Source organism: Vibrio agarivorans (genome assembly GCF_030409635.1).
GTDB classification, from domain to species: domain Bacteria; phylum Pseudomonadota; class Gammaproteobacteria; order Enterobacterales; family Vibrionaceae; genus Vibrio; species Vibrio agarivorans.
The window spans coordinates 848868-870547 of the sequence record NZ_JAUFQF010000001.1; the positions used below are offsets into that span (position 1 = coordinate 848868).

General features: G+C 41.0%; 14 protein-coding genes. 4 read left to right on the forward strand and 10 right to left on the reverse strand.

The annotated features are described in order from the left end of the window. Positions 1-75: 75 nt before the first annotated feature. Positions 76-1401, reverse strand: coding sequence for a glycoside-pentoside-hexuronide (GPH):cation symporter (locus QWZ05_RS03625; RefSeq protein ID WP_290296608.1), 1326 nt, complete (start codon positions 1399-1401; stop codon positions 76-78). Positions 1402-1836: 435 nt separating this feature from the next. Further along, positions 1837-3621 (reverse strand): sodium:solute symporter family transporter, encoded by a 1785-nt coding sequence (locus QWZ05_RS03630; protein ID WP_290296610.1) that lies wholly within the window; start codon positions 3619-3621, stop codon positions 1837-1839. A gap of 477 nt (positions 3622-4098) precedes the next feature. On the opposite strand from QWZ05_RS03630, the gene QWZ05_RS03635 reads away from it, so the two are divergent. From QWZ05_RS03635 to QWZ05_RS03645, 3 genes are all read left to right on the forward strand, one after another. After that, a complete protein-coding gene (locus QWZ05_RS03635; RefSeq protein ID WP_290296612.1) occupies positions 4099-5043 on the forward strand; it encodes an AraC family transcriptional regulator in 945 nt (314 codons plus the stop codon). A gap of 134 nt (positions 5044-5177) precedes the next feature. Beyond that, positions 5178-6347, forward strand: coding sequence for a glycoside hydrolase family protein (locus QWZ05_RS03640; RefSeq protein WP_290296614.1), 1170 nt, complete (start codon positions 5178-5180; stop codon positions 6345-6347). Between the two features lie 273 nt (positions 6348-6620). Beyond that, a complete protein-coding gene (locus QWZ05_RS03645; RefSeq protein WP_290296616.1) occupies positions 6621-8120 on the forward strand; it encodes a BNR-4 repeat-containing protein in 1500 nt (499 codons plus the stop codon). A gap of 126 nt (positions 8121-8246) precedes the next feature. Here QWZ05_RS03645 and QWZ05_RS03650 read toward each other — a convergent pair whose 3' ends face one another. Next, the gene (locus tag QWZ05_RS03650; RefSeq protein WP_290296618.1) at positions 8247-8501 is read right to left on the reverse strand and encodes a hypothetical protein; all 255 of its coding nucleotides are present in this window, start codon (positions 8499-8501) and stop codon (positions 8247-8249) included. Positions 8502-8966: 465 nt separating this feature from the next. Between QWZ05_RS03650 and QWZ05_RS03655 the strand changes: the two genes are divergently transcribed. Then, on the forward strand, positions 8967-9842 hold the full coding sequence (locus tag QWZ05_RS03655) for a hypothetical protein (RefSeq protein ID WP_290296620.1): 876 nt from the start codon (positions 8967-8969) through the stop codon (positions 9840-9842). Between the two features lie 150 nt (positions 9843-9992). Here QWZ05_RS03655 and QWZ05_RS03660 read toward each other — a convergent pair whose 3' ends face one another. From QWZ05_RS03660 to QWZ05_RS03690, 7 genes are all read right to left on the reverse strand, one after another. Then, positions 9993-11468, reverse strand: a complete 1476-nt coding sequence (locus QWZ05_RS03660) for a sulfatase (RefSeq protein ID WP_290296621.1) — start codon at positions 11466-11468, stop codon at positions 9993-9995. 44 nt (positions 11469-11512) lie between these two features. Further along, positions 11513-12976: a sulfatase gene (locus QWZ05_RS03665; protein ID WP_290296623.1), complete on the reverse strand. Its 1464-nt coding sequence runs from the start codon at positions 12974-12976 to the stop codon at positions 11513-11515. 82 nt (positions 12977-13058) lie between these two features. Beyond that, a complete protein-coding gene (locus QWZ05_RS03670) occupies positions 13059-13748 on the reverse strand; it encodes an oligogalacturonate-specific porin KdgM family protein (RefSeq protein ID WP_290296624.1) in 690 nt (229 codons plus the stop codon). 345 nt (positions 13749-14093) lie between these two features. Next, positions 14094-15764, reverse strand: coding sequence for a glycoside hydrolase family 43 protein (locus QWZ05_RS03675; protein ID WP_290296626.1), 1671 nt, complete (start codon positions 15762-15764; stop codon positions 14094-14096). 22 nt (positions 15765-15786) lie between these two features. Continuing rightward, positions 15787-18456, reverse strand: coding sequence for an alpha-L-rhamnosidase (locus tag QWZ05_RS03680; protein WP_290296628.1), 2670 nt, complete (start codon positions 18454-18456; stop codon positions 15787-15789). 81 nt (positions 18457-18537) lie between these two features. Beyond that, positions 18538-20313 (reverse strand): sodium:solute symporter family transporter, encoded by a 1776-nt coding sequence (locus QWZ05_RS03685; RefSeq protein WP_290296630.1) that lies wholly within the window; start codon positions 20311-20313, stop codon positions 18538-18540. A gap of 39 nt (positions 20314-20352) precedes the next feature. Further along, positions 20353-21672: a sulfatase family protein gene (locus QWZ05_RS03690; protein WP_290296632.1), complete on the reverse strand. Its 1320-nt coding sequence runs from the start codon at positions 21670-21672 to the stop codon at positions 20353-20355. Between the last annotated feature and the right edge of the window lie 8 nt (positions 21673-21680).

The following is a 21680-nucleotide window of genomic DNA, read 5'->3' on the forward strand; positions in this document are numbered from 1 at the left end:
CGCAATAGAATCAAGCAACTAATTGAAGCCAACCTATGTTGGGCAGTCTATTAAAGACAAATAACTCAATGATTTTTAATTTAAACTTTCTTTAACTTCTTTTACGCGCTTTTCAGTCAGTGGGTAGAAATTAACCATAGCGGCTACGGTGATAAAAATAGCACCTGGAATGAGTGTATATAACGCATTAATCATTGTAAGAGCGCTAACAGATTGAACCTCTGCACCTCCAACATACCCACCGAATGCTAACAGCCAACCTAACATGGCCCCACCTAGCGCGACACCAAATTTTATTGAAAATAGATTTGTTGAGAAAACCACACCACCTAAAGAGCGTCCTGAAAGATGTTTTTCATAATCAACAACATCAGACATCATGCTCCATAGGAATGGACTTGCTGCCATTTTCAAAAAGTTAACAATGATCATCAGAGCAATGAGCAAATTAATTTGGTGACTTGGTATGAAGAACATTAATACAGCGAACATGCCCATTAGATAATTGATAATCTGATATGATTTTACTTTATCAAGCTTTCCAAACAGAGGTATCGCACACATGGCACCTAGTACACCCGCCAATTTTCCTAAGACCATAAATAGTGTCACTAAATCAGGTCTTTCCAAAAAGCTCACCACATAATAGATAATGACGGCATCTTTCAGCACAAAGCCAACTAACATGATGATATTCTGAATAAATAGTACTCGCCATGCAGGATTCTTAGACAAGTGTTTCAAGTCATCTTTCAAGTTACCACTTTTAGTCTGTCTCACATCATGCTTCTCTTTGACATTAAAAAAGCAGAACAGGAATAGAACAACAGATAGGCTTGACATAACCGACATTGCGCCGATATAACCCAGACGTAAATCACCACCACCGATGTAATCGACAAGTTTCATTGCAAGAACGACAATCACCAAGCCTGCAATTGAGGTCATCGTAAATCGATATGACTGCAAACTCGTTCTTTCGTTTGAATCGCTAGAAAGCGTATTGGCCATCGCACAATAAGGTACATTGATCATTGTGTACATTAAAGTGAGGAATATATATGATGCATAGGCGTATATGAGTTTGCCTGTTTCGCCAAATTCCGGAGTATAGAAAACTAAGATACAAGAAATTCCAAACGGCACAGCAACCCAAAGTAAATATGGGCGATAACGACCAAATTTGGAGTTTGTACGATCTGCCAACGAACCAATCAGAGGGTCAGTTATTGCATCGAGAATTCTTACGATTAGGAACATTGTCCCCATGTGGGCAGGAGACAAACCGTACACATCCGTGTAAAAAAACGCCAAAAATAGCATCACGGTTTGCCATACAAATGCGCAACCCGCATCACCGGCACCGTAAGCTATCTTTTCTCTTACTTTTAACCCTGTCATTACTTCACCTTATTATTCACAACCTAGCACTATAGATGTTAGCGATAAATTAGTTTCTAAAGATATTTGTTAACGACCAGTTTAATGTAATTACACTTATTAATTAGTGAGCAAAACCTCAACTTCATAGTATATAAAAACGACAAAAACACTTATATTGCATTTACCGTTATTAATAATCAGCAAACTAAGCTCGCCATACGATTTTAATAACCATCAAACCTTGCCAATCAATAGGGTTATTTTTGCCATTAGGAATTATTATCATAATACTTCCTTAAAGCATCCAAAATCACACTAACTGTCTGCTGAGGTTTTCCAATTTTAAAGGCCTAACTTTGTAGTTTAGTAAGCAAAAAAAAGGCCTATTTGGAGGCCTTTTAAATTATATCTTTTGTTTACTCAAATTTAACTTATATAAGACGGTTATTATAACTACGCATTAACTTCTTGCTTGGTCACTGTTGTTGTTTCAACCGAGCGCTTAGATTTAACCAGAATAAAACCAACAAGAGCCAGAATCGCTGAAATGATAACAAATAGCATTCTACCCCACATAGGATTTGGTACTAACGTTAAGGTTAAGATGAACAGTGATGCGATCAGAACCATCTTACCTAATACACCATTCTGGCGATTATCCATTGCAATACTTTGTGGTGTATCTTCCACAATCACTTCGGTATCAACGTTCGAGAAGAACTGATCGATTTCTTTTTGTCTTTGCTCAGAATGACCTTTGTAGAAATACTGAGACAGTACAAAGAATGGCAGCGTGATACTCATATGACCGATCAAGCCTAAGGTCACTGACTTCATCTCGGTGTACTCACGTGAAGTAAGCGGCTGTTCCAAATTAAGAATCAACTCAATCACTTCAGGAGTCATTCCGAACGCAATGGTAGCGGAGACCATCATACCCACTAAAACTGTACCCCAACCGGCCCAGTCAGGCGTTTTTCTAACGAAGAAGCACATGATCGAAGGAATCAAAATTGGGAAACCGATGAGCGTACTAATGAGCATCGTCAAATCAAACAAGCCAAACTCTTTAAGCGAGGTCAGGAACAGAGCAGCAATGATGATAACGATACCAAACATCGCGGTTAGCAACTTACTAACGAAAATAAGATGCTTTTCAGAGTGATTCTTACAGAAGTATGGTTCGTACACACTCTTAAGAATAATACCCGCATTTCTGTTAAGAGCAGAATCCATCGAAGACATTGTTGCCGCAAACATCGCTGCGAGCATCAGGCCTACCATGCCGACTGGCATCTCACGACTAACAAACATAAAGTAGGTTGCATCCGCCACTTTATTACCAAGACCAGCAAGGCCCCATGTGCTTGTGTCAGGGTAATGCGCTGCAACATACCATGCTGGAACGAACCAAAGTACTGGACCAATCAGCATTAACGTACCTGCTAGCATCGCCGCTTTACGTGCGTTCTTAGTGTCTTTAGCAGAGATATAGCGATAGGAATCGACCATGTTGTTTGTACTGAAGAACTGTTTGATGAACATGAAAATGAACCAACCAACAAATAGGTAAGTGTGGTTATATCCATCACCTACAAATGGCTGCTCAGGGAGTCCAGCTTCCATAAGCGGCATAAAGCCGCCAGATTTCCAAATTGCGACAGCACCTGTGACAAGCGTCATTGTAGTCAGAATGATCATTTGCATGAAATCTGAAGCGACAACTGCCCAACTACCACCTACAAGAGACATAAATAGCACGACACAACCCGCTACTACGATCGTTTGCTCCAATGGAACACCGATAACTGCACTTGTGAAGACCGCCAGAGCATTAATCCAAATGGATGCTTGTAGTACGCTTAATGGTACATTGGCCCAAGTGAATATCTGTTCATTTAAAGGACCAAGACGCATACGTACACCTTCTAACGGTGTCACTACTCGCATCTGACGTGCTTTTGCGGCGAAGAACAAGTAGTTGCATAAATAGCCTAGTGCATTCGCATAGAACACGGTTGTCGCAACCGCAAAACCACCGGTTAGCGCTTTTCCCATGTGCCCAGTAAAAGTCATTGCACTCACTGCCGTCATAAACGACGTGGAACCGACCATCCACCAAAGCATCTTACCACCACCACGAAAGTAATCACTCGTAGACGAACTGAAAGATTTAAACGCCATACCAATAGCGATTAAAAAACCAAAGTACACAATGACAACCGCAATATCTACCATAGGGCCACCTTTTTACATTTGACTGTATTCATCTTTTGTTCACTCATATATTTATTATTTTACGCATTGAAATTTTCAATGATTTACTTAAAAATGCAATCTACATCACATATTAACCTCGCCTGAAGTCAATTAATTTTTTGACTAGCATCACACAATTAACACATTCTAAAAATTAACAAACCACAAACAATTAAACATAGATCACATTATTAAAGGTTTGTACGGCAATTAGTTCATTGCAATTAGTTAGCTTGAGCCAGAAACCTAACACTTTAATATTTAGCCCTTGAGCAAGATCACAAATGAACCACTGTTTCGATTTACTAAAATCATAATGATTGTATATTTATTGCCAATAGCAATTAATGGCTATTTTTGATGCCTCACAGGGCAAAATTTGCATCAACGTAATTAGAATAATAACTCTATAGGTGGTGAGCGATGAGTACAGGGTTGAACAGAATTGCCGAGTACATGAAAGACAACAATGCTGAAGAACAAGGAATCCTCGACCATCAAAACAGCATTGATATGTCTATCTTCAAGGATGTAGGACTAACGACGATCTCTTTTGATAAGGTTTCAGCCAAAGGCAAGATGATCTCTATTAGGAAGCACACACGTTACATTCATTATCCAGCGCACACCCATGATTATGTCGAACTATGTTATGTATTGCAGGGAAAGTCTGAACAGCATATTGAAGGGAAAAAAATCAGACTAAACAAAGGTAACATTCTGTTTATGGGGCCTGGCGCTGTTCACGAGATATTACCATCGGCCAAAGATGATATTGTCATCAACTTCATCGTCCACAAAAAATTTTTCAATTACATTTTCGAATTTATCGATGACAGCAGCAGCCTTTCTACCTTCTTTATTGATGCCATTTTTAAAAATAGCACTTCTAAAGCACTGATATACGATACGTTGGGCAAGCAACCTATTGAAAACTTGTTAGATGACATTATCGAACAGTTAACCAATAAAGAACGGTTTATGGAAGCAAAAATCAAGTTTCTTCTTGGTTTACTGGTCATCGAGTTGATTCAAGATAGCCCCCAGATCATCGATAAGAAATCGTATGAAAGTAAGGTTCTGACACAAGTCATCGGTCATATTGAAAAAAATTTGCAACAGGCTAACCTCAACACTATTGCTGAGCAGCTTAATATGAAAAACTACAACCTTTCTAAGTTAATTAAGAAAGAAAGTGGCAAAACCTTCAATGCGCTATTGCGTGATATTCGTTTTACCAAATTTTGTGAGTTGATCAAAGTCACAAATGTGAGTATTAACGAACTCGCTATCGAAGTTGGATTCTCTAACACAAGTGATTTTTATAGAAAATTTCGAACTAAGTTCGGTATCTCACCCCGTGAATATCGCAACATGTCTGACAGCGCCAGGATGTTTTAATCATCTCAGTCAATATTCTCGATGTAGCAAAAAATGCCCTTAAAGATACCAAAAATCGACATACTTCTTAGAGGCAACTGACATTAACTTATAAAGTACATTTAGAGTTTTAACTAAGCACCGGGATGTAATGTATGTATAACGATTTATCATGGGTAGACAACGCATGGTCAGATATTGTAAACAAAGTTAAACTAACAAGTGATGAGTTAACGGTAAATTTTCCGTCAATGACCACTGATGGCCAATATTGTGATACTCATGCTCCTTGGGCTTGGGTTGTCGGGTTCTGGCCTGGCCTTTTATGGTTACTGTACGAAAAAGAGCACTACGAACCATTTAAAACTATCGCGATAAATCGTGAAGAATTAATGGATCAACCGCTGGAGGAATACGTAAATATCCATCACGATGTCGGTTTTATGTGGCAACTCACTTCGATCAAACAGTATGAACTACTTGGGAATGAAAAATCGCGAACACGTGCTTTGACTGCAGCTAGTCACTTAGCAAGTCGTTTTAACATTGGGGGTAATTTCCTTACTGCTTGGAACAAGAATGACGTTAGCAGTGCCGACCCTCGCGGCCTAAGTATCATCGATAGTATGATGAACCTGCCAATTTTATACTGGGCAGCAGAGCAACTCAATTCACCACGTTTTGCCTTGATTGCTAAAGCTCATGCCGATACTGTTTTAAAAGAGTTTATCCGCCCAGATGGTTCAGTTCGACATATGGTTGAATTCAACTATCTGGAAGGTGGTGTTAAAGCCTATCATGGTGGACAGGGTTATTCTGAAGACTCAGCTTGGAGCCGAGGCGCGTCATGGGCGATACACGGATTTGCGTTGAGTTACAAGTACACCAAAGAACGTAAGTATCTCGACGCGGCAATGAAAACAGCTGACTTCTTTTTGAGTTACCTACCTAATGACCATGTACCACATTGGGATTTTAGAGCACCAAAAGATGACACAACACCTCGAGATACTTCTGCTGCTGCCTGTGCAGCGAGTGGCATGCTGTTGATTGCTGATTTAATTAACGACAAGAAAGCTGCCGATAAGTATATACAAGCAGCAAACAACATTCTTCACAGCTTACATCAGAGATATACGACATTTAATCAGCCTGAAGAACAGGGTATTTTGACTGGCGGCGCATTCAATGTGCCAAAAGGCTTAGGTGTTGACTGTTCACTCATTTATGGTGACTACTATTATGTGGAAGCTATTTCAAAGCTCGTTGACAAAGTAAGAATGACTGACAAAAATCAAGTACTAGACACTGAGTATTGTGAATAATATTTATGCAATTTAAAATTACGGCGGGAATGACATATTCACGCCGTTTTTTATACCAATCACATTTTTAATAGTAAATTCCAACAGCACAATCAAGTGCAACTTTTGACCCTTATAAATCCAAATTATCCTCTTAGTTTAAACACAGAGCTCATAGTATTGTTAAGTTAATAGTTCTTTTACTAATTTACACCACAATAACCATCAAGTAAAAAAAGTATTTCTCAAACTTAACCTATTTGGGCATTGCCTATAAACACTAAAGGAATAATGATGAAATTTGGTCAAAAAAATACCCTACAAAAAACTTTTTTCAATTCATCAAAAAGTATTGTAAAAAAATCCTTATTGGCTCCTGCAATTTCAGTCGCGATGTTATCAGCAGCATTTGGCAGTCATGCAGCGCAAGAGGCAGACGGACAAAAGGAAATGGTTGATTATTTTGCTGATAACGGGTTTGGCAACCCTCTTGCTGTAGTACAAGCGCCTGCCGGGATTCACGAAAACGGTGTTACTTACTTAACTTATCAAGGTACTTTAGAAGATCCTTACGTTGTTGCTTACGACCATAACAGTGGCGAATGGCAAGGTCCTATCAAAGCAGGTTTCAGCGAACTCGGTAAAGACAACTACTGGGCTCCATCTGGCCGTCCTATTGATAACCATGGCAAACCAACCATGATCATCGATGATTTAGGCTATATTCACATCTTTTTCGGAGGACATGGTGGTAGTGCGCGCCACGGTGAAAACCCACTCGGTGATGTCCACGATGGCAAAAATAAACACATCGTATCCAAGAAGCCTTACGATATTTCGGCATGGGTAGAGTTAGATAATATTCCACCTTTCGGTAACTACAATCAAGCCGTTAAGATGGACAACGGTGATATTTACCTATTCTACCGTCACGGCGCTCACGAAAGTGACTGGGTTTACCAAAAATCGACTGACCATGGCCGTACATTTGACGCACCAATTTCTTTCTTAAAACATAAAGAACGCGAGGATATTGAAGCCGTTGATAGCTGGTATGCTTGGGCTACCAAAGGAAATGGCGATGATATTATTATCACTTATGACTACCACCCTTGCTGGAAAGTGCACGCAAACAATGGTCGCGGTCATACCACAGAACGCCATAATGCCTATTACATGGTTTTCAATACTAAAACCGGTAAGTGGAGTAACATTAAGGGCGATACATTTGAACTCCCTGTCACTCGTGAACTTGCTAACGAAAAAACACTCGTGTTAGACACTGGTGACAAATGGACATTCAATGGTTCGGTACACTTGGATCAGAATGGGTACCCTCATATCGGCACTAACATTGGTGTTGATCTCGGAGTGAAGAAAACAGGCGGGCCTAAGCAAACATCTCACATCCGATGGACAGGCGAAGAGTGGGTTGGCGGTACTCCAGTAAACCCAGCTGCAGTTAACTGGGGCGTTGATACACGCGGAGATTTCTTTATCAACTCACCAACAGATATAACCTTTGCTCTCGGTTACAAAGAAGAAGGTGAAGGTGTTGTGGCTTACTTCAACTCCAAAGATGGTGGAGAAACTTTCGAAAAACAGAAAGAGCTCCTTCGCAAGGGTCAATCCGGCTGGGCAATGTCTGCAATGATCACCAACGCACACCCAGATGCTAGATTTTTTGTAGCGGAAAAGCCTAAAGGTGAGAGGGAGTGGAGAAACCTCTATCTTCTTGGTGACAATGGCGCAGTAATGCGTGCACAAGAAGACGCAGACGTTAGAGTCAAATAAAATCTAGATTCTATGCAATAAGAAACGCCTAACCAAATACCTGTTAGGCGTTTATGCATAGGGCGTAAAATTTGGACAAATAAAACGAACTTCGTAAGATCGAAACCTAGGTGTCCAAGCGCAGACTTAATAAGACATATCAATGGCTAAATCTAAGTCAAACTCGTACTTACTTTCCATCGCGATCTCATTGCACTGTTCCGCGCTTAGAGACCACGTTTTATTTTCTATGCGGGACTCCATTTCAGACATGAACTCGACTCTACCTTTATCACTGTTTGAAGCTAAAGCTACACCATAAGCTTCACACACTTCTTTGTCAGTCATTGCAAATGCACTCAAAGACATCGCTGCAGCGATACAACCCACTAATAATCTCATCTTCACTTCTCCTCTGTTTTGTTTGCTTTCGACGTAACCCTAGATCAAGTCACATAATTCGCAAGATAATTTTTCTTAATCTAATGAAACCACGCCAATATGCGCAAACATCACTCTATTTCAAGTAGTTCTTTGCCCTACCCCCAACAACTCCAAAAGACACATCACAAAACAACCCAATAACTATGCAAAACCAAATATCACAATTGACATAACTAAAAAGATAAAACAGTGACGCAAGGCTAGTGAAACACGTTTTCACTTAGAGAAAATCTCATCGTTTATCAGTGAGCTTTTTAGCTACCTATGCACATTGCAACCTTTGACCTTCATGAAAATGAATATCGACGTCAAATCCCATTCAAACCAAAGGTAAAATATTACTATCCCTCTGTTTTTATTAACAATATGGGTTACTACAACTAGTGATTTATTAAGTACTTTTAAGATAAGGAATAACCTAAAATGAAGAAAAAATACACTCTCCCCTTTCTGCTCGCTTTATGCATATCTGCGTACGCTGGTGCCAATGAGGAAAATACAGAAAAACAAGAGCATGTTGATATCTCACAATTCTATCAACAAGATGGCACTGACCCCACTTGGTCACAAGTATTAAGTACCGATGCTTTAAAACCCCTACAAACCTTTACGTCGGAGGGTGTTGAAGGTTCTCGCATTACGATCAATCGTGAGAAAGTAGAAACCGGCCCGTATGGGAGCCGACCAATCAACAGTGAAGAAAATCAATATCGCATACATACCGTTGGCCACCCGTCGATTACACAAGACCAGTTTCATTTGTGGAGCCGCTGGTATCAAGAAGACGGGAATACACAAATCTTCCGTTTATTTAAAGATGAAGAAAATGTCAGTAACAAGCGAAAACTGGCTGCTCGAGTTGAAGCGTTTAGCCGTGAAGCGCGTTGGTTACCAGAACCTGGAGTTTGGCACGAGTTTTCTGCTCGGTTCAATGTTCTAAAATCTGCAGGTTGCTCTACAAAACCAGGGAAAGAACATTACTGCTCTCTATTCCAAGCGAAAGGTAATAACGTAGATCACTGGTCAGTCATGCTAAGAGTGCACGGTGATGGAAGCCTGTGGTTCTACCCACGTGGTGGTAAGCACACTAAAATTCATGATAACGTGATTGGCCAACCGTTTGATATGAAGGTTCGTGACAATGGTTTGGACTATGAAATGTATATCGACGGCGATTTAGTGGGGACGGGTCAATTTTTACGTACCGAAGAAATCGGTTTCAGATGGGGCATTTATGTTGGTGCAACTGAGGTTCTTGATGACATTCTAGTTTTAGTCACGGGCGTTAACATGACGTAAGTCTTGTTCGCTATTACACTCGCCCGTTTAATTTAGATAACAGCATAACAAAAGAGAACAGAGAGACTTACTATCGCCAGTATATGGACTCAATTAGTTACCTCTGTTCTCTTTTAGCTTCTCACTTTTTAACGATGAAGTAATAACGATTTAGCGCTGTTCGAGCAACTCCTGCCTAGCTTCTAATGTCAAGTTTTTGAAATATGGATTCCCTGTATAGAAGGAAACGGGAGACCAATTTGCGTTGTATTTGGGTAGTTTATCAATTAACTCATTTTTGATTGCCGTGTAGTTTGGATCACCAGCCAAATTCACCCACTCGTTAGAATCGACACTATGGTCGTAAAGCTCCTCAGAACCGTCAGCATATTGAGTGTAACGATAGCGTTCGCTCTTAACACTATGGTTATTTGGACCAAAGGTTGTTGTCGCAACATATGGCCAATCTCGGTCAGGGTCCAAAATTAACGGCGTAAGATCGTTTCCTTCATTGTGGCTGTTTTTCGGTAATCCGCTAATACTCAATAGCGTTGGGTAAATATCCAACAAACTGACTGGCTTGTCTATAACTTGGGGTTTGTTGATATTGGGTACCTTGATGATCAAGGGTGTACGAGTCGCTCTCTCCCATAAAGCCATCTTGGAAAACTTACTTTTTTCACCCAGTTGATACCCATGATCTCCCCACAATACAATGGCTGTATTGTCAGCGTACGGACTTTGCTCTAATGCATCCAACACACGTCCTATACAGGAATCAACAAATGACACACAGGCCAAATAGCCTTGAACAATATATCGCCACTCATCATTTTCTATCGCCCATTCTGTGGTTGGCATTTGTGGATAGTCTGAAATCAATTTTGCCAATTCAGGTACATCATCTAAATCCGTTGGCAAATAAGGAGGAAGCTCAATGTCTTCTACTGGATAAAGGTCAAACCATTTCTGCGGTACATGCCAAGGTACATGGGGTCTTATGAACCCGCCAGCCATAAAGAAAGGTCTTTCGTGATTCATTTGTAATTGTTCAACTAACCATTGCGCATACTCATAATCTGGCATTTGTTCATCAGAATCAGGAAATGCCCCCCAATCCGTGCTGGTTCCTTGTTTGTGCCATTTCATCGTTTTTTCTGGATAAGGCCCAAAACCGTTGACTCTGCCACCATAATTTTCAAAGCTTCCAGTCGCAACTTTTTTGTGGAACAACTTTCCAACGCCAGCAGTATAGTAACCGTGCTTTCCAAAATACTCACTTAGAAATATCGCACTGCTAGCCGTATCATTTGCACTTTTTATGTCATCATCTTCAACATGACCATAGATTCCTGTTGTCGATGGAGCAAGCCCTGTCATAAGACTTGCTCGTGAAGGCCCACATAATGGTGCTGATGCATGAGCGTTGCTAAATACTGTTGCCTTAGCCGCAAGTCGGTCAAGGTTAGGTGTTTTTGCTTGTGGATGACCACCGAGTGGCCCGATCCAATCATTCAAATCGTCAATTGCAAACATAAGAACATTGGTGTTCGAATTTTGAATTGTTTTCAGCCATGCTGTGTTGGGAAAGGTACTGGCAGCAACCAAACCGGCTGCACCCGATAAAAACTGTCTTCTATTAATCATAAACCTACCATCATTCCATTTTAAAAGAGTTCTGAAAAATTCAGTTAATCATTCCTGTCAAAAACAGGTCGAACATTGAAAGACGGAGCGTCTACAGGATATTGTTCATGAAGTTTATTGGTCATTTCTTCCTGTATTAATTCGTACTCTGCAATATCAATGACATTGCTTGTCGCGATGTCAGACTCAGCGTGCAAATACAGTTCTCTCGACAAAATTTCTTGCGTTTCTGACACCCTCCATTCAGAGTATCTCCACGTGCCATCAGTTACCGTAACACCCATCTTTGTTGTCGCTTCTTTGGCAAAGACACTGTACGCCACATCTTTTACCTCTTCATTCGGGTCATCAACTATTGGCAAAAGGCTGACGCCATCTATGTTAGGCATGGGTAACCCTGCAGCATCGATAACCGTCGGGAATATGTCGACATTTTCTACTATTGAGTTTGACTGCTTACCTACTGCTGCACCCTTGTGGTTAGTTTCTCGACTAATTATCAACGGAACTCTCGCATCTATTTCCATATTGCTGTGCTTGTTCCACGCCCCATATTCCCCAAGCTTGTACCCATGGTCACTCATTAATACAACGATAGTATTTTCTCTTAGCCCCAAGTCATCTAAAGAGGTCATCACCCTACCCAATTGCGCATCCATATAGCTTACCGTCGCGTAATAGGCATGAATGAGTGTCTTGGTCAGTAAATCGTCGGTATAGCCTTCTTTGGGTATACCTCCATAGCTTCTTAGTTCATTCCAATTTGTTAATGACAAGGCTGGCATATTGTCAGGCACTGCCCTTGATGGCACAACAAACTGTTGACGGTCATATAAATCCCAATACCTTTTAGGCGCATTGAAAGGAAGGTGTGGTTTACTAAAGCCGACAACCATCAAAAAAGGATCATCTTTTATTTCATTCAGTGCACGCACTGCATCTCTAGCGACTTGACCATCTTTATAAAAATCATCATCAACATCACCCGCATCATAAGCAAATTTGTTGAGCTCTTTTTCAGGATCTGAATAAAAATTAGGCAATTTTTCTATATGAGTGGTCCACTGATCTACATCATCTGTCGAGTGGTGGAATACTTTACCAATACTTATTGTCTTGTAACCGTGTTCTTTGAATAACTGTGGCATCGAAATCAAATTCGGTTGATTTGGGCGCAGTCTCCCCTGCTTATTGATAGTGTAAAGGCCTGTAGTTTCAGGTCTAAGACCAGTCAAAATACTCACCCTTGAAGGCCCACATATCGCTTGTTGAGCGTAGGCCTTATTAAATTGCATACCTTCCGATGCTAATTTATCAATGTTAGGGGTTTGTACTTGATTATGACCATAGCTACCGATATCAACTCGAAGATCATCAACCAAAAAAACTAATACGTTTATTGCTGGTTCTGAAGCAACTGATATATCGGCTTGTAAACCTAATGCAAGAGCAGCACATAACAATACAGTACTGTTTTTCCTCTTTGGTAAGTAAGATATTTTTCCCATATTTATTTTTATACCTTATAACAAAAGGCCACTAATTAATTGCAATTAGTGACCTCAAATACAAACAAGATAAAACTACCCATTAGAAGCTATACAGCAACCCTAAACGTGTTCTCAATTGATATTTGTCAGATTTATTTCCCTCAGGCACCCCTGCGAAAGTAACAAAAGGAGTCAAACCACGAGCAACACGATAATAGGCTTTAAGCTCAACTTCTTGTTTAAACTCTCTATCATTGTAAAACTTTTGCCCATCTAAAGCTTTATGGTAATCATATTGAATACCAAGCCTTAAGGCATCTTTAGCGTAATTTAGACTAAGTTGATACTGACTTGTTTGTTTCGTATCATTGTACTCACCATCTTTTACACCAACATGGAATTTATGCTTATACAATGGCTGTATAGAAAACCCCCCACCAAGTTTATAATCCACCGCTGCCATAGGGGTATATATAATACCACTGCCAACAGCGGTTACTTGTAGTTGTGGTATCACTCTTAGATCTTCGTTGACACTATAGCGATGGCCAAGTTGCATTTCTGTACTACCAAGAGTGTAGCTGTTGAGGTGCTTACCTTTATGGATTATTTGAGTCCCAATAAAAGTATTTCCAATGCTACCACCAATTTTAACAAGGGTAGCATTTGTATTGGCATCATTTTGATCGTTTGACTTATGCTCTTGACGAAGCATCAGTGTTGCTGCCGAAGCTGACGTGCTGATCACCATCGTTGTCATTGCCAATGCAATAAGTTTTTTGCTTTTCATTATTATTCCTTTCACTGCTTACATAAATAAAAAGTTATTGATAAATTAGCGAGTAACTAAATAACCGATATAAAAATGATATTATAAAACCACTCAAAAAACCCCTATTAAAACGAGATACTGTGGTCTTGCTCAGAAATTAAAACTTACACACAAAAACAAATAAAAATAAAATTCAATCAAGGCAAAATACTCCCTAAGACATGGCAAATATGCGCCTTGATTATTTATATAATATTGGAAATCATTTATTTTGCAACAATAATAACACCATGAACATCATAGCGTAAATTATTATCCATTACACCAATTAAACAGTTGCCATATTAAAATACATATAAAACATTAGAACTGTTTCGGACCATCATAATCATAAGTGAAATTTTCCACATCGATATACCCAGCCTCTTCTTTTTCGTTCCAAGTAAAGAAGCCGATACGGTCGCCAGTCCAGTTTCCGAACTCAATATCAAATTTCTGACCAAAGAATTCATAGATATCACCATCTAAGCTGTACTCGAAGAAAGCACTATTACCATTATTTGTGGTTCTGATATACAAGGTATCAGAGTCAACAATCGCACCTTCAATCTGCTCATCATTCGAGTTGATAAACACTAACTGGCGAACACCCGAAGAGTTAACCTTCACTCCCATCAGATTGTATACCCCTCCAAAGCGTGCTAACCCTCCAATTTGATTTGGTTTCATGCCACTTAAATCAAATTTGGCCTCAGCGATACCGTGAGTATCACCCATAATACGTTGGCTCAACGTATTACACGCTCGCCAAAAATCAGAGCTCGCTCCATCAGAGTTTGTCCATTGATTCGTTTTAGGACCATGGCCTTCTTTGTTTGGTACTAATCTACTCGCTTTAAGTCGAAGAGAACCCGGTTTTTCTGTCAGTGACCAGTGCGAGTCTCTTGGGTTATGGTTCCATTCCCACTGTAGACCGAGCGTCTCTGAACTAAAGTCATCATCGCTTAGTGGCGCTTGAACAGGGTAACCATTAATAGGTTTACGGAAACGTTTAACCGGCTCACCTATCCCATCACCATTTTCATCAATGCCGATGATTGGCCAATCATCGATCCACTCAACTGGCTCCAAACACTGAACTCGGCCTTGGAACGGATCAACGTCATTCTGAACCAATTGGTGCATATACCACCATGACTCGTCTGGCGCTTGCAGCAATGCCCCTTGGCTCGCACTTCTGTGACCAAAGTGGCTTCCTTTCTGCATCACGACTTTTTTCTCGTAAGGACCATAGATACTTTCAGATGATCTCAACACAACTTGCTTACGGTCGTTTTTCTTGTTGATTTTTCCAAGGCCTGTCGAGCTGTCGCCAATCGTCCATTCAGCCAAAAATACATACCAGTATCCATTAAACTTATAGATTTTGGCTGCCTCAGCGCCGATCCCCGAATACACCTCCTGACCATCATCGATAATTGATAAGCCATCCCAACTCATCTCATATATCACGTTAGTATTCACTGGTGATGGTTCATCAGCGTGCTCGGCTTTTACACCTGCGTTAACGATGATGTATGCCTTACCAGTTTCTTTATCCCAATAAACGGCAGGGTCATCCATAACGTATAAGGTGTCTAGCATAATCTTTGGTTCACTCCACGGGCCCGCAATATCCTTCGCCGTGGTCACCATCAAGCCATGGTTATAATCTATTTGATAGATGTACCATGTCCCATCGTTGTATGCTAAATCGCCCGCCCAGACACCAAAAGAGTAGCCATTCATTCGGTCCCAGTTATATTCAGGTGCCCATGTTAATCGATTAAATCCAAATCCAACATTTGTCCAATTGACCATGTCTTTCGATGACAAGATAGGCATTCCTGGTGCCATATGTTGCTTTGATGTAATCATGTAGTAGGTATCACCCACTTGTTCGATATCTGAATCAGGATAATCGGCATTTAAAACCGGATTAATATACGTGCCATCGCCTTGATCGCCCCAACTTCCAACGTTGTTTTTTAACATACTTATTTCCTAAAAATTTTTCTTAAATACAAGCGACTTCTTTAACCGTCGCCATCAATTCGATCGTGTAATGACCAGAGCCCAATTTAATTTCTTCACTGTCGTCAATGCTATTGCCATCGACAGTCGCAATCGAGTAGCCCTCGACGCTGACGATGGCAGAAGAGTTAAATGGTACTTCTATTTCGAGACGGAAATGTGTTGCGTCGAGTTTTTCCCAACAAGACTTAACGTCACCATAAGCAGTGCAATAAGAGCCTGATGCATTGTGCAGTTTTTCAGTTAATCGTGGACTGATACGGAAGGTTTGGAAACCCGCTTTCGACTCAATGGGCCTTATACCCAAAATATTACTGTATAACCACTGACCTACAGCACCATAAGCATAGTGATTAAACGAGTTCATACCTGGATCTCTCAGTGCACCGTCTGCTTGGATACCATCCCAATGCTCCCAAACCGTCGTCGCCCCTAACTTGACTTGGTGTAGCCAAGATGGGTATGAGCCTTTCAGCAGTAGACTGTATGCTGCTTCTGGATAACCATTGTCGCTCAGCGCATCACAGATATGCGGCGTTCCCAAGAAACCAGTATTCAAATGACCACCATTCTTTTCGATCAACGATACGAGGCCAGAAGCAAGCATTGGTTTCTGCTCTGCTGAAACTAGATCAAAGTACAGAGGCAGGATGTGGGACGTCTGAGTCTTAGGTACTCGCTCTCCGAACTCACCAATGAACTCAGATACAAACTTTTTCTGTATATTTGAATACAGTTGAGAGAAGTACTCCTCTCCCTTTTCATAACCTAAAATTCCTGCGATCTGTGCTAAAAGTTTTGTGGAATATGCAAAGTAGGCAGTTCCTGTTAAACGGGTTGGGGTGCCACCAAAAAAGCTTCCTTTCTCAGCATCAAGAGCCAACCAATCACCAAACTGAATACCAATATCAAATACATAATCAACGGATTGATTTTCTACAAAATAGATGTAGTCACACATTGATTGATAGTTTTCTCTCAATACATCGGTATCCCCATACATGAGATACATATGCCAAGGAATAATCACTATCGCATCGCCCCAACCCGCTGCGGAGTGGGTGCTTTTCTTAAAGAAAGGATGATCGTCAACACGGCCTGTAAGCGTATCTGGCACGACGAAAGGAATGCCTCCTTCTGGGAGCTGATCGCAACGAACATCAACTAACCACTTAGAGAAAAAGCTCTGTGAGTCATAGAGGTAACACGCTGTTTTTGAGAAGATTTGAGCGTCACCTGTCCACCCAAGTCGTTCATCGCGCTGAGGGCAATCTGTTGGAATATCAACAAAGTTACCACGCATTCCCCATCGAATATTCTCATGGAGTTTATTCAACAAAGAATTCGAACAGTCAAAGTGTCCAGTCTGCTCCATTGCTGTGTGCAGCACTGTCGCTTCGATTTGATCAATCACTATATCTTCACAAGACTTAGTGATTTTTACGTACCTAAAACCCTGGAAAGTAAAATGAGGTACATATCTATATTGCTTGTTGGCACCAATAATAAAGGTGTTCTTTTGTGCTGCGGTACGCAGATTCTCAGTATGGACATTGCCATCTTGGTCAAGCACTTCAAAATGCTCAATGGTGACTTGCTCACCTTCATTTCCGGAAATTTCAAGTTCAACAACACCGGAGATATTTTGCCCAAAATCAACGACGGTCTCTTCTTTGGGAGTTTTGAGTATCGATTTAGGTTTTAGTGTTTCTATGAACTTAATACCAGAGCTAGTTTGTGGTTTGAGAGCTCGTTCGTCGAATGGCACAACCTGACAATGCTTCCAATCATCATTGGATGAGGTTTCTTGATTCCAATCTGAGCTTTCCTTTCTAGCATCATAGATTTCACCATCATAGATACTAGAAAACACCACCGGAGAGGCTTTGTATTGCCATGTGTCGTTACTCGCAATGACCTCTTCTTCGCCACTTTCATAACGCACCACAACCTGGCAAATAACGCCGGGCTTTTCAGCGTATAAGGCGCTATCACCTAACCAACCTAAACGCCCGCAATACCAGCCAGCTCCGACATGCATGGTAATCACGTTCTGTTCTTTAATTTGCTCGGTAATGTCGGCAGATTGATAAAGGTGATTTTCGTTATAACTGGTGAAACCGGGCTTAAGCACCCCGTCTATCACCTCAGTGTCATTGAAGTACGCTTGATAAATTCCACCCGCTGTCGCATGAACAGTGACCGATTTAACCTGATGAATTCGCTCGATGTTAAAACACTTTTTAATGTAAAAAGCTTGTTGTTCATACGGTGTATCATCGTCACCACAGGTTATATATCGAGCTAGCCACGGCTCATTGATGATACCTGTTAAGAAGTTCGCTTCTTTCCAATCAGTGACTCGGTTTTGACTATTCCAGCACCTAACACGCACAAAATACGTAGTCGAACTTTTCAGAACAAGTGCATCCATTTTAACGTTAGCACTACGATCACTTTCAACCATACCTGAATCAAGGAGCAATCTTGTAAAGCAACTTGTTGTCGAGACTTGATATTGATAAGCGACTTGAACATCATTACGAGCTTCGCTTCGCACTTTCCAAGTCAATTTAGGCATAGACTCGAGACAACTTGTCTCTAATTGATTGTTGAGATAGAGCTTGTCTATATATAATTTGTCTTCTTTCATAGAACTACTTTCAACATATTTGATTTGAAAAAGAGCACATACCTATTCAATCAGTATGTGCTCACTTAGCTATGACACTAACTAGTCAGTAGCAACTGATAGTTTGTAATCTGGTTTTTTCACTGCTTTCAGTAGAGCAACACCAATACCAGCAACAATGATTGACATGAATAGGAAGATCAGTCTTCCCCAAAGCGGGTTAGGAACTAGCGTCAACAGAAGGATAAACCCAGCTGCAACCAGAATCATTTTACCTAACACTTGGCACTGTCTGTTATCTAGCTCGATGCTTTCGTCCGTTTCCTCTACAACAACTTCGGTTGCAACATTAGAAAAGAACTTTTCGATATTCTTCTCACGCTCAGGAGCTAAGCCTTTGTAGAAGAATTGAGAACATACAAAGAACGGTAGAGTAATAAGACCATGTCCAATAACACCAAGCGTTACAGATTTCATTTCCGTAAACTCACGATTAGTTAACGGCTGCTCTAAGTTTAAGAAGCTCGCAATCATCTCTGGTGTAATAACAAATGCAATGGTTGCTGATACACACATACCGACTAAGATAGTACCGCCAACAGCCCACTCTGGTGTTTTCTTAATGTAGAAGCCCAACAAAGCCGGAATCAGAATCGGGAAACCAATCAGAGTATTAATCAGCATGGTCAAATCAAACAGACCGTACTGTCTGAGCGATGAAAGCCCAAGCGCCGCTAGAATGATCACAACCCCAAATGCTGCTGTTAGCATCTTGCCTACTTTCAATAAGTGTTTTTCTGAAGCTCCTTTATTGATGTATGGCTGGTAAATACTCTTAATGACAATACCGGAGTTTCCGTTCAAACCAGAATCCATTGAGGACATTGTCGCTGCAAAGATTGCTGCAAGTAGTAGGCCGATCATACCGACTGGCATTTCTCGCTTGACGAAAATGTAATAAGTCGCGTCTGTGACTTTGTTACCTAATTCCGTAATGCCCCATGTTGAAGGATCTGGGTAATGGCCTGAAACAAACCATACTGGTAAGAACCAAACCAACGGACCAACTAACATGAGTGACGCTGCCAACAATGCCGCTTTTCGAGCATTTTTTGTATCTTTTGCAGTAATGTATCGGTAAGAACTCAACATATTGTTCGTCGTCAAGAACTGCTTGATAAACATACACAGGAACCAACCTACAAACAGGTATGTGTAGTTGTAGCCATCACCAATAATTGGGTTTTCTGGAAGACCATTCGACATAAGTTCAACGACACCGCCGCCCTTCCACAGTGCGACAAGACCTGTCACCAATGTCATCACAGTTAGAATAACCATCTGCATAAAATCTGATGCAATTACGGCCCAACTGCCTCCGATCAGGGACATGAAAACAACGATACTACCTGTGACAACAATCGTCACTTCCAAAGGCACACCGACAACTGCACTTGCAAATACCCCAAGCGCATTTACCCAAATCGCTGCCTGAAGGATACCCAAAGGCATTCTTGACCACATCATGATCTGTTCGTTAATACGACCATAACGCATTCTCACACCTTCTAAAGGTGTAATCACTCGCATTTGTCGAGCTTTGGCAGCAAAGAACAGATAGTTACATAAAAAACCTAGTGCAGAGGCATAAAACACAACGATTGCGACTGCAAAGCCACCCGTTAGACTTTTACCCATATGACCCGTGAACGTCATTGCACTGACTGCTGTCATGAATGAGGTTGACCCCACCATCCACCACAGCATCTTGCCGCCCCCTCTAAAATAGTCACTGGTATTTGAACTAAATTTTCTGAATGCCCAACCGATCGCAATTAAGAAACCGAAATAGACAAAAAGTATCGCGATATCAATCATACTTCCCTCTCAACCTTCCATTAATAAATTATTCACTGCTTACAGCTCGATTTCATAGTCAAACACAACTCGTTGCCCGGCTTCTTTAGACGGAGCGTCTTGAATCGTGATAGCGTTATGACCGATGTCGTCCAACTGTTGATTTAACGTTTCTCTAAGCTTGCTAACCACACCATCATGCGATTTATAGCCAATTAAGTTATCCAACTCGTATGGATCCGCTTGTAGGTCGTACAAGAAGTCATCGACATAAGTATCAGACTCAACTTGCTTAACACTGTATTTCCATCGAGTTGTTCGAATGCATCGACCGACATGTGACTCACTGATTTCGACGTAAGCATGATTTCTCACGTTTTGGTCGCGTTTCTCTACAAGAGGAAGCAACGACTGACCGGACATATCAGATGGAACCTCAATGCCACAGGCATCCAAAAGTGTTGGTGCAACATCCACTAAGCTGACCGGGTTTTCGAATCGACCACCACGGTTAAACTGACCACCTGCCATTACCATTGGAATCTTGATTGATGCATCGTGGCATGAGCGCTTATATTCACCATTGCGCGTTTTGAAGTGACAGCCATGATCAGAGGTGAAGATCACGATAGTGTCATCTAATAGATTTAGACTTTTTAGCACGTCCTTTAAGCGGCCATAAGCTTCATCAATTCGCTTCACCATGCCGTAGTAACCTGGTAGGTGAGAAGCACTAGTGCCCCCAAGCGCTTTGAGATCAGGCGGAGTCCAATTGTCTAGGTAACGCTCGCTATAACCTGTTGGTGCTGGGAAGTCATCACGATGATTTTGCATATGAGGCTCTAGCAAAGAAACCATCATATAGAATGGTGAGTCCTGGTTTTCATCAACGTATCGAATCGCCTCATCAACAATCGCATCTACGCGATACCCTGGCAATTTCAGTTCATTCCCTACTTCGTCATAAACAACCGTTCGATAGGCATCTGAAACAAATTCAGGGATATTAGCTGCACGCCATGTTTGGTACCCACCTTGCGGGCTATCAAAAGGACCTACACATGACGCATTAAGATGCCACTTACCAAAATAGCCAGTTTTGTAGCCTGATTCGTTAAAGAAGTGAGCGAGCGTTCGCTCATCAGAAGACATACTACTACCATTGGTATTACAGTTAGTTTCTGATGCATATTTACCCGTCTGCAAACAAGCTCTTGCTGGCAAACACACCGGTTGAGGTGTAAATGCATTTTCAAAATGTGTTCCACGCACCGCATCATGATCGAGGTTAGGAGTCAGCCCCATTGGATTGCCATGCACACCTAATGTGTCAAACCTTTGCTGATCAGTAAAAAAAATAATGACGTTCTTTTTTTTCATAATAAATA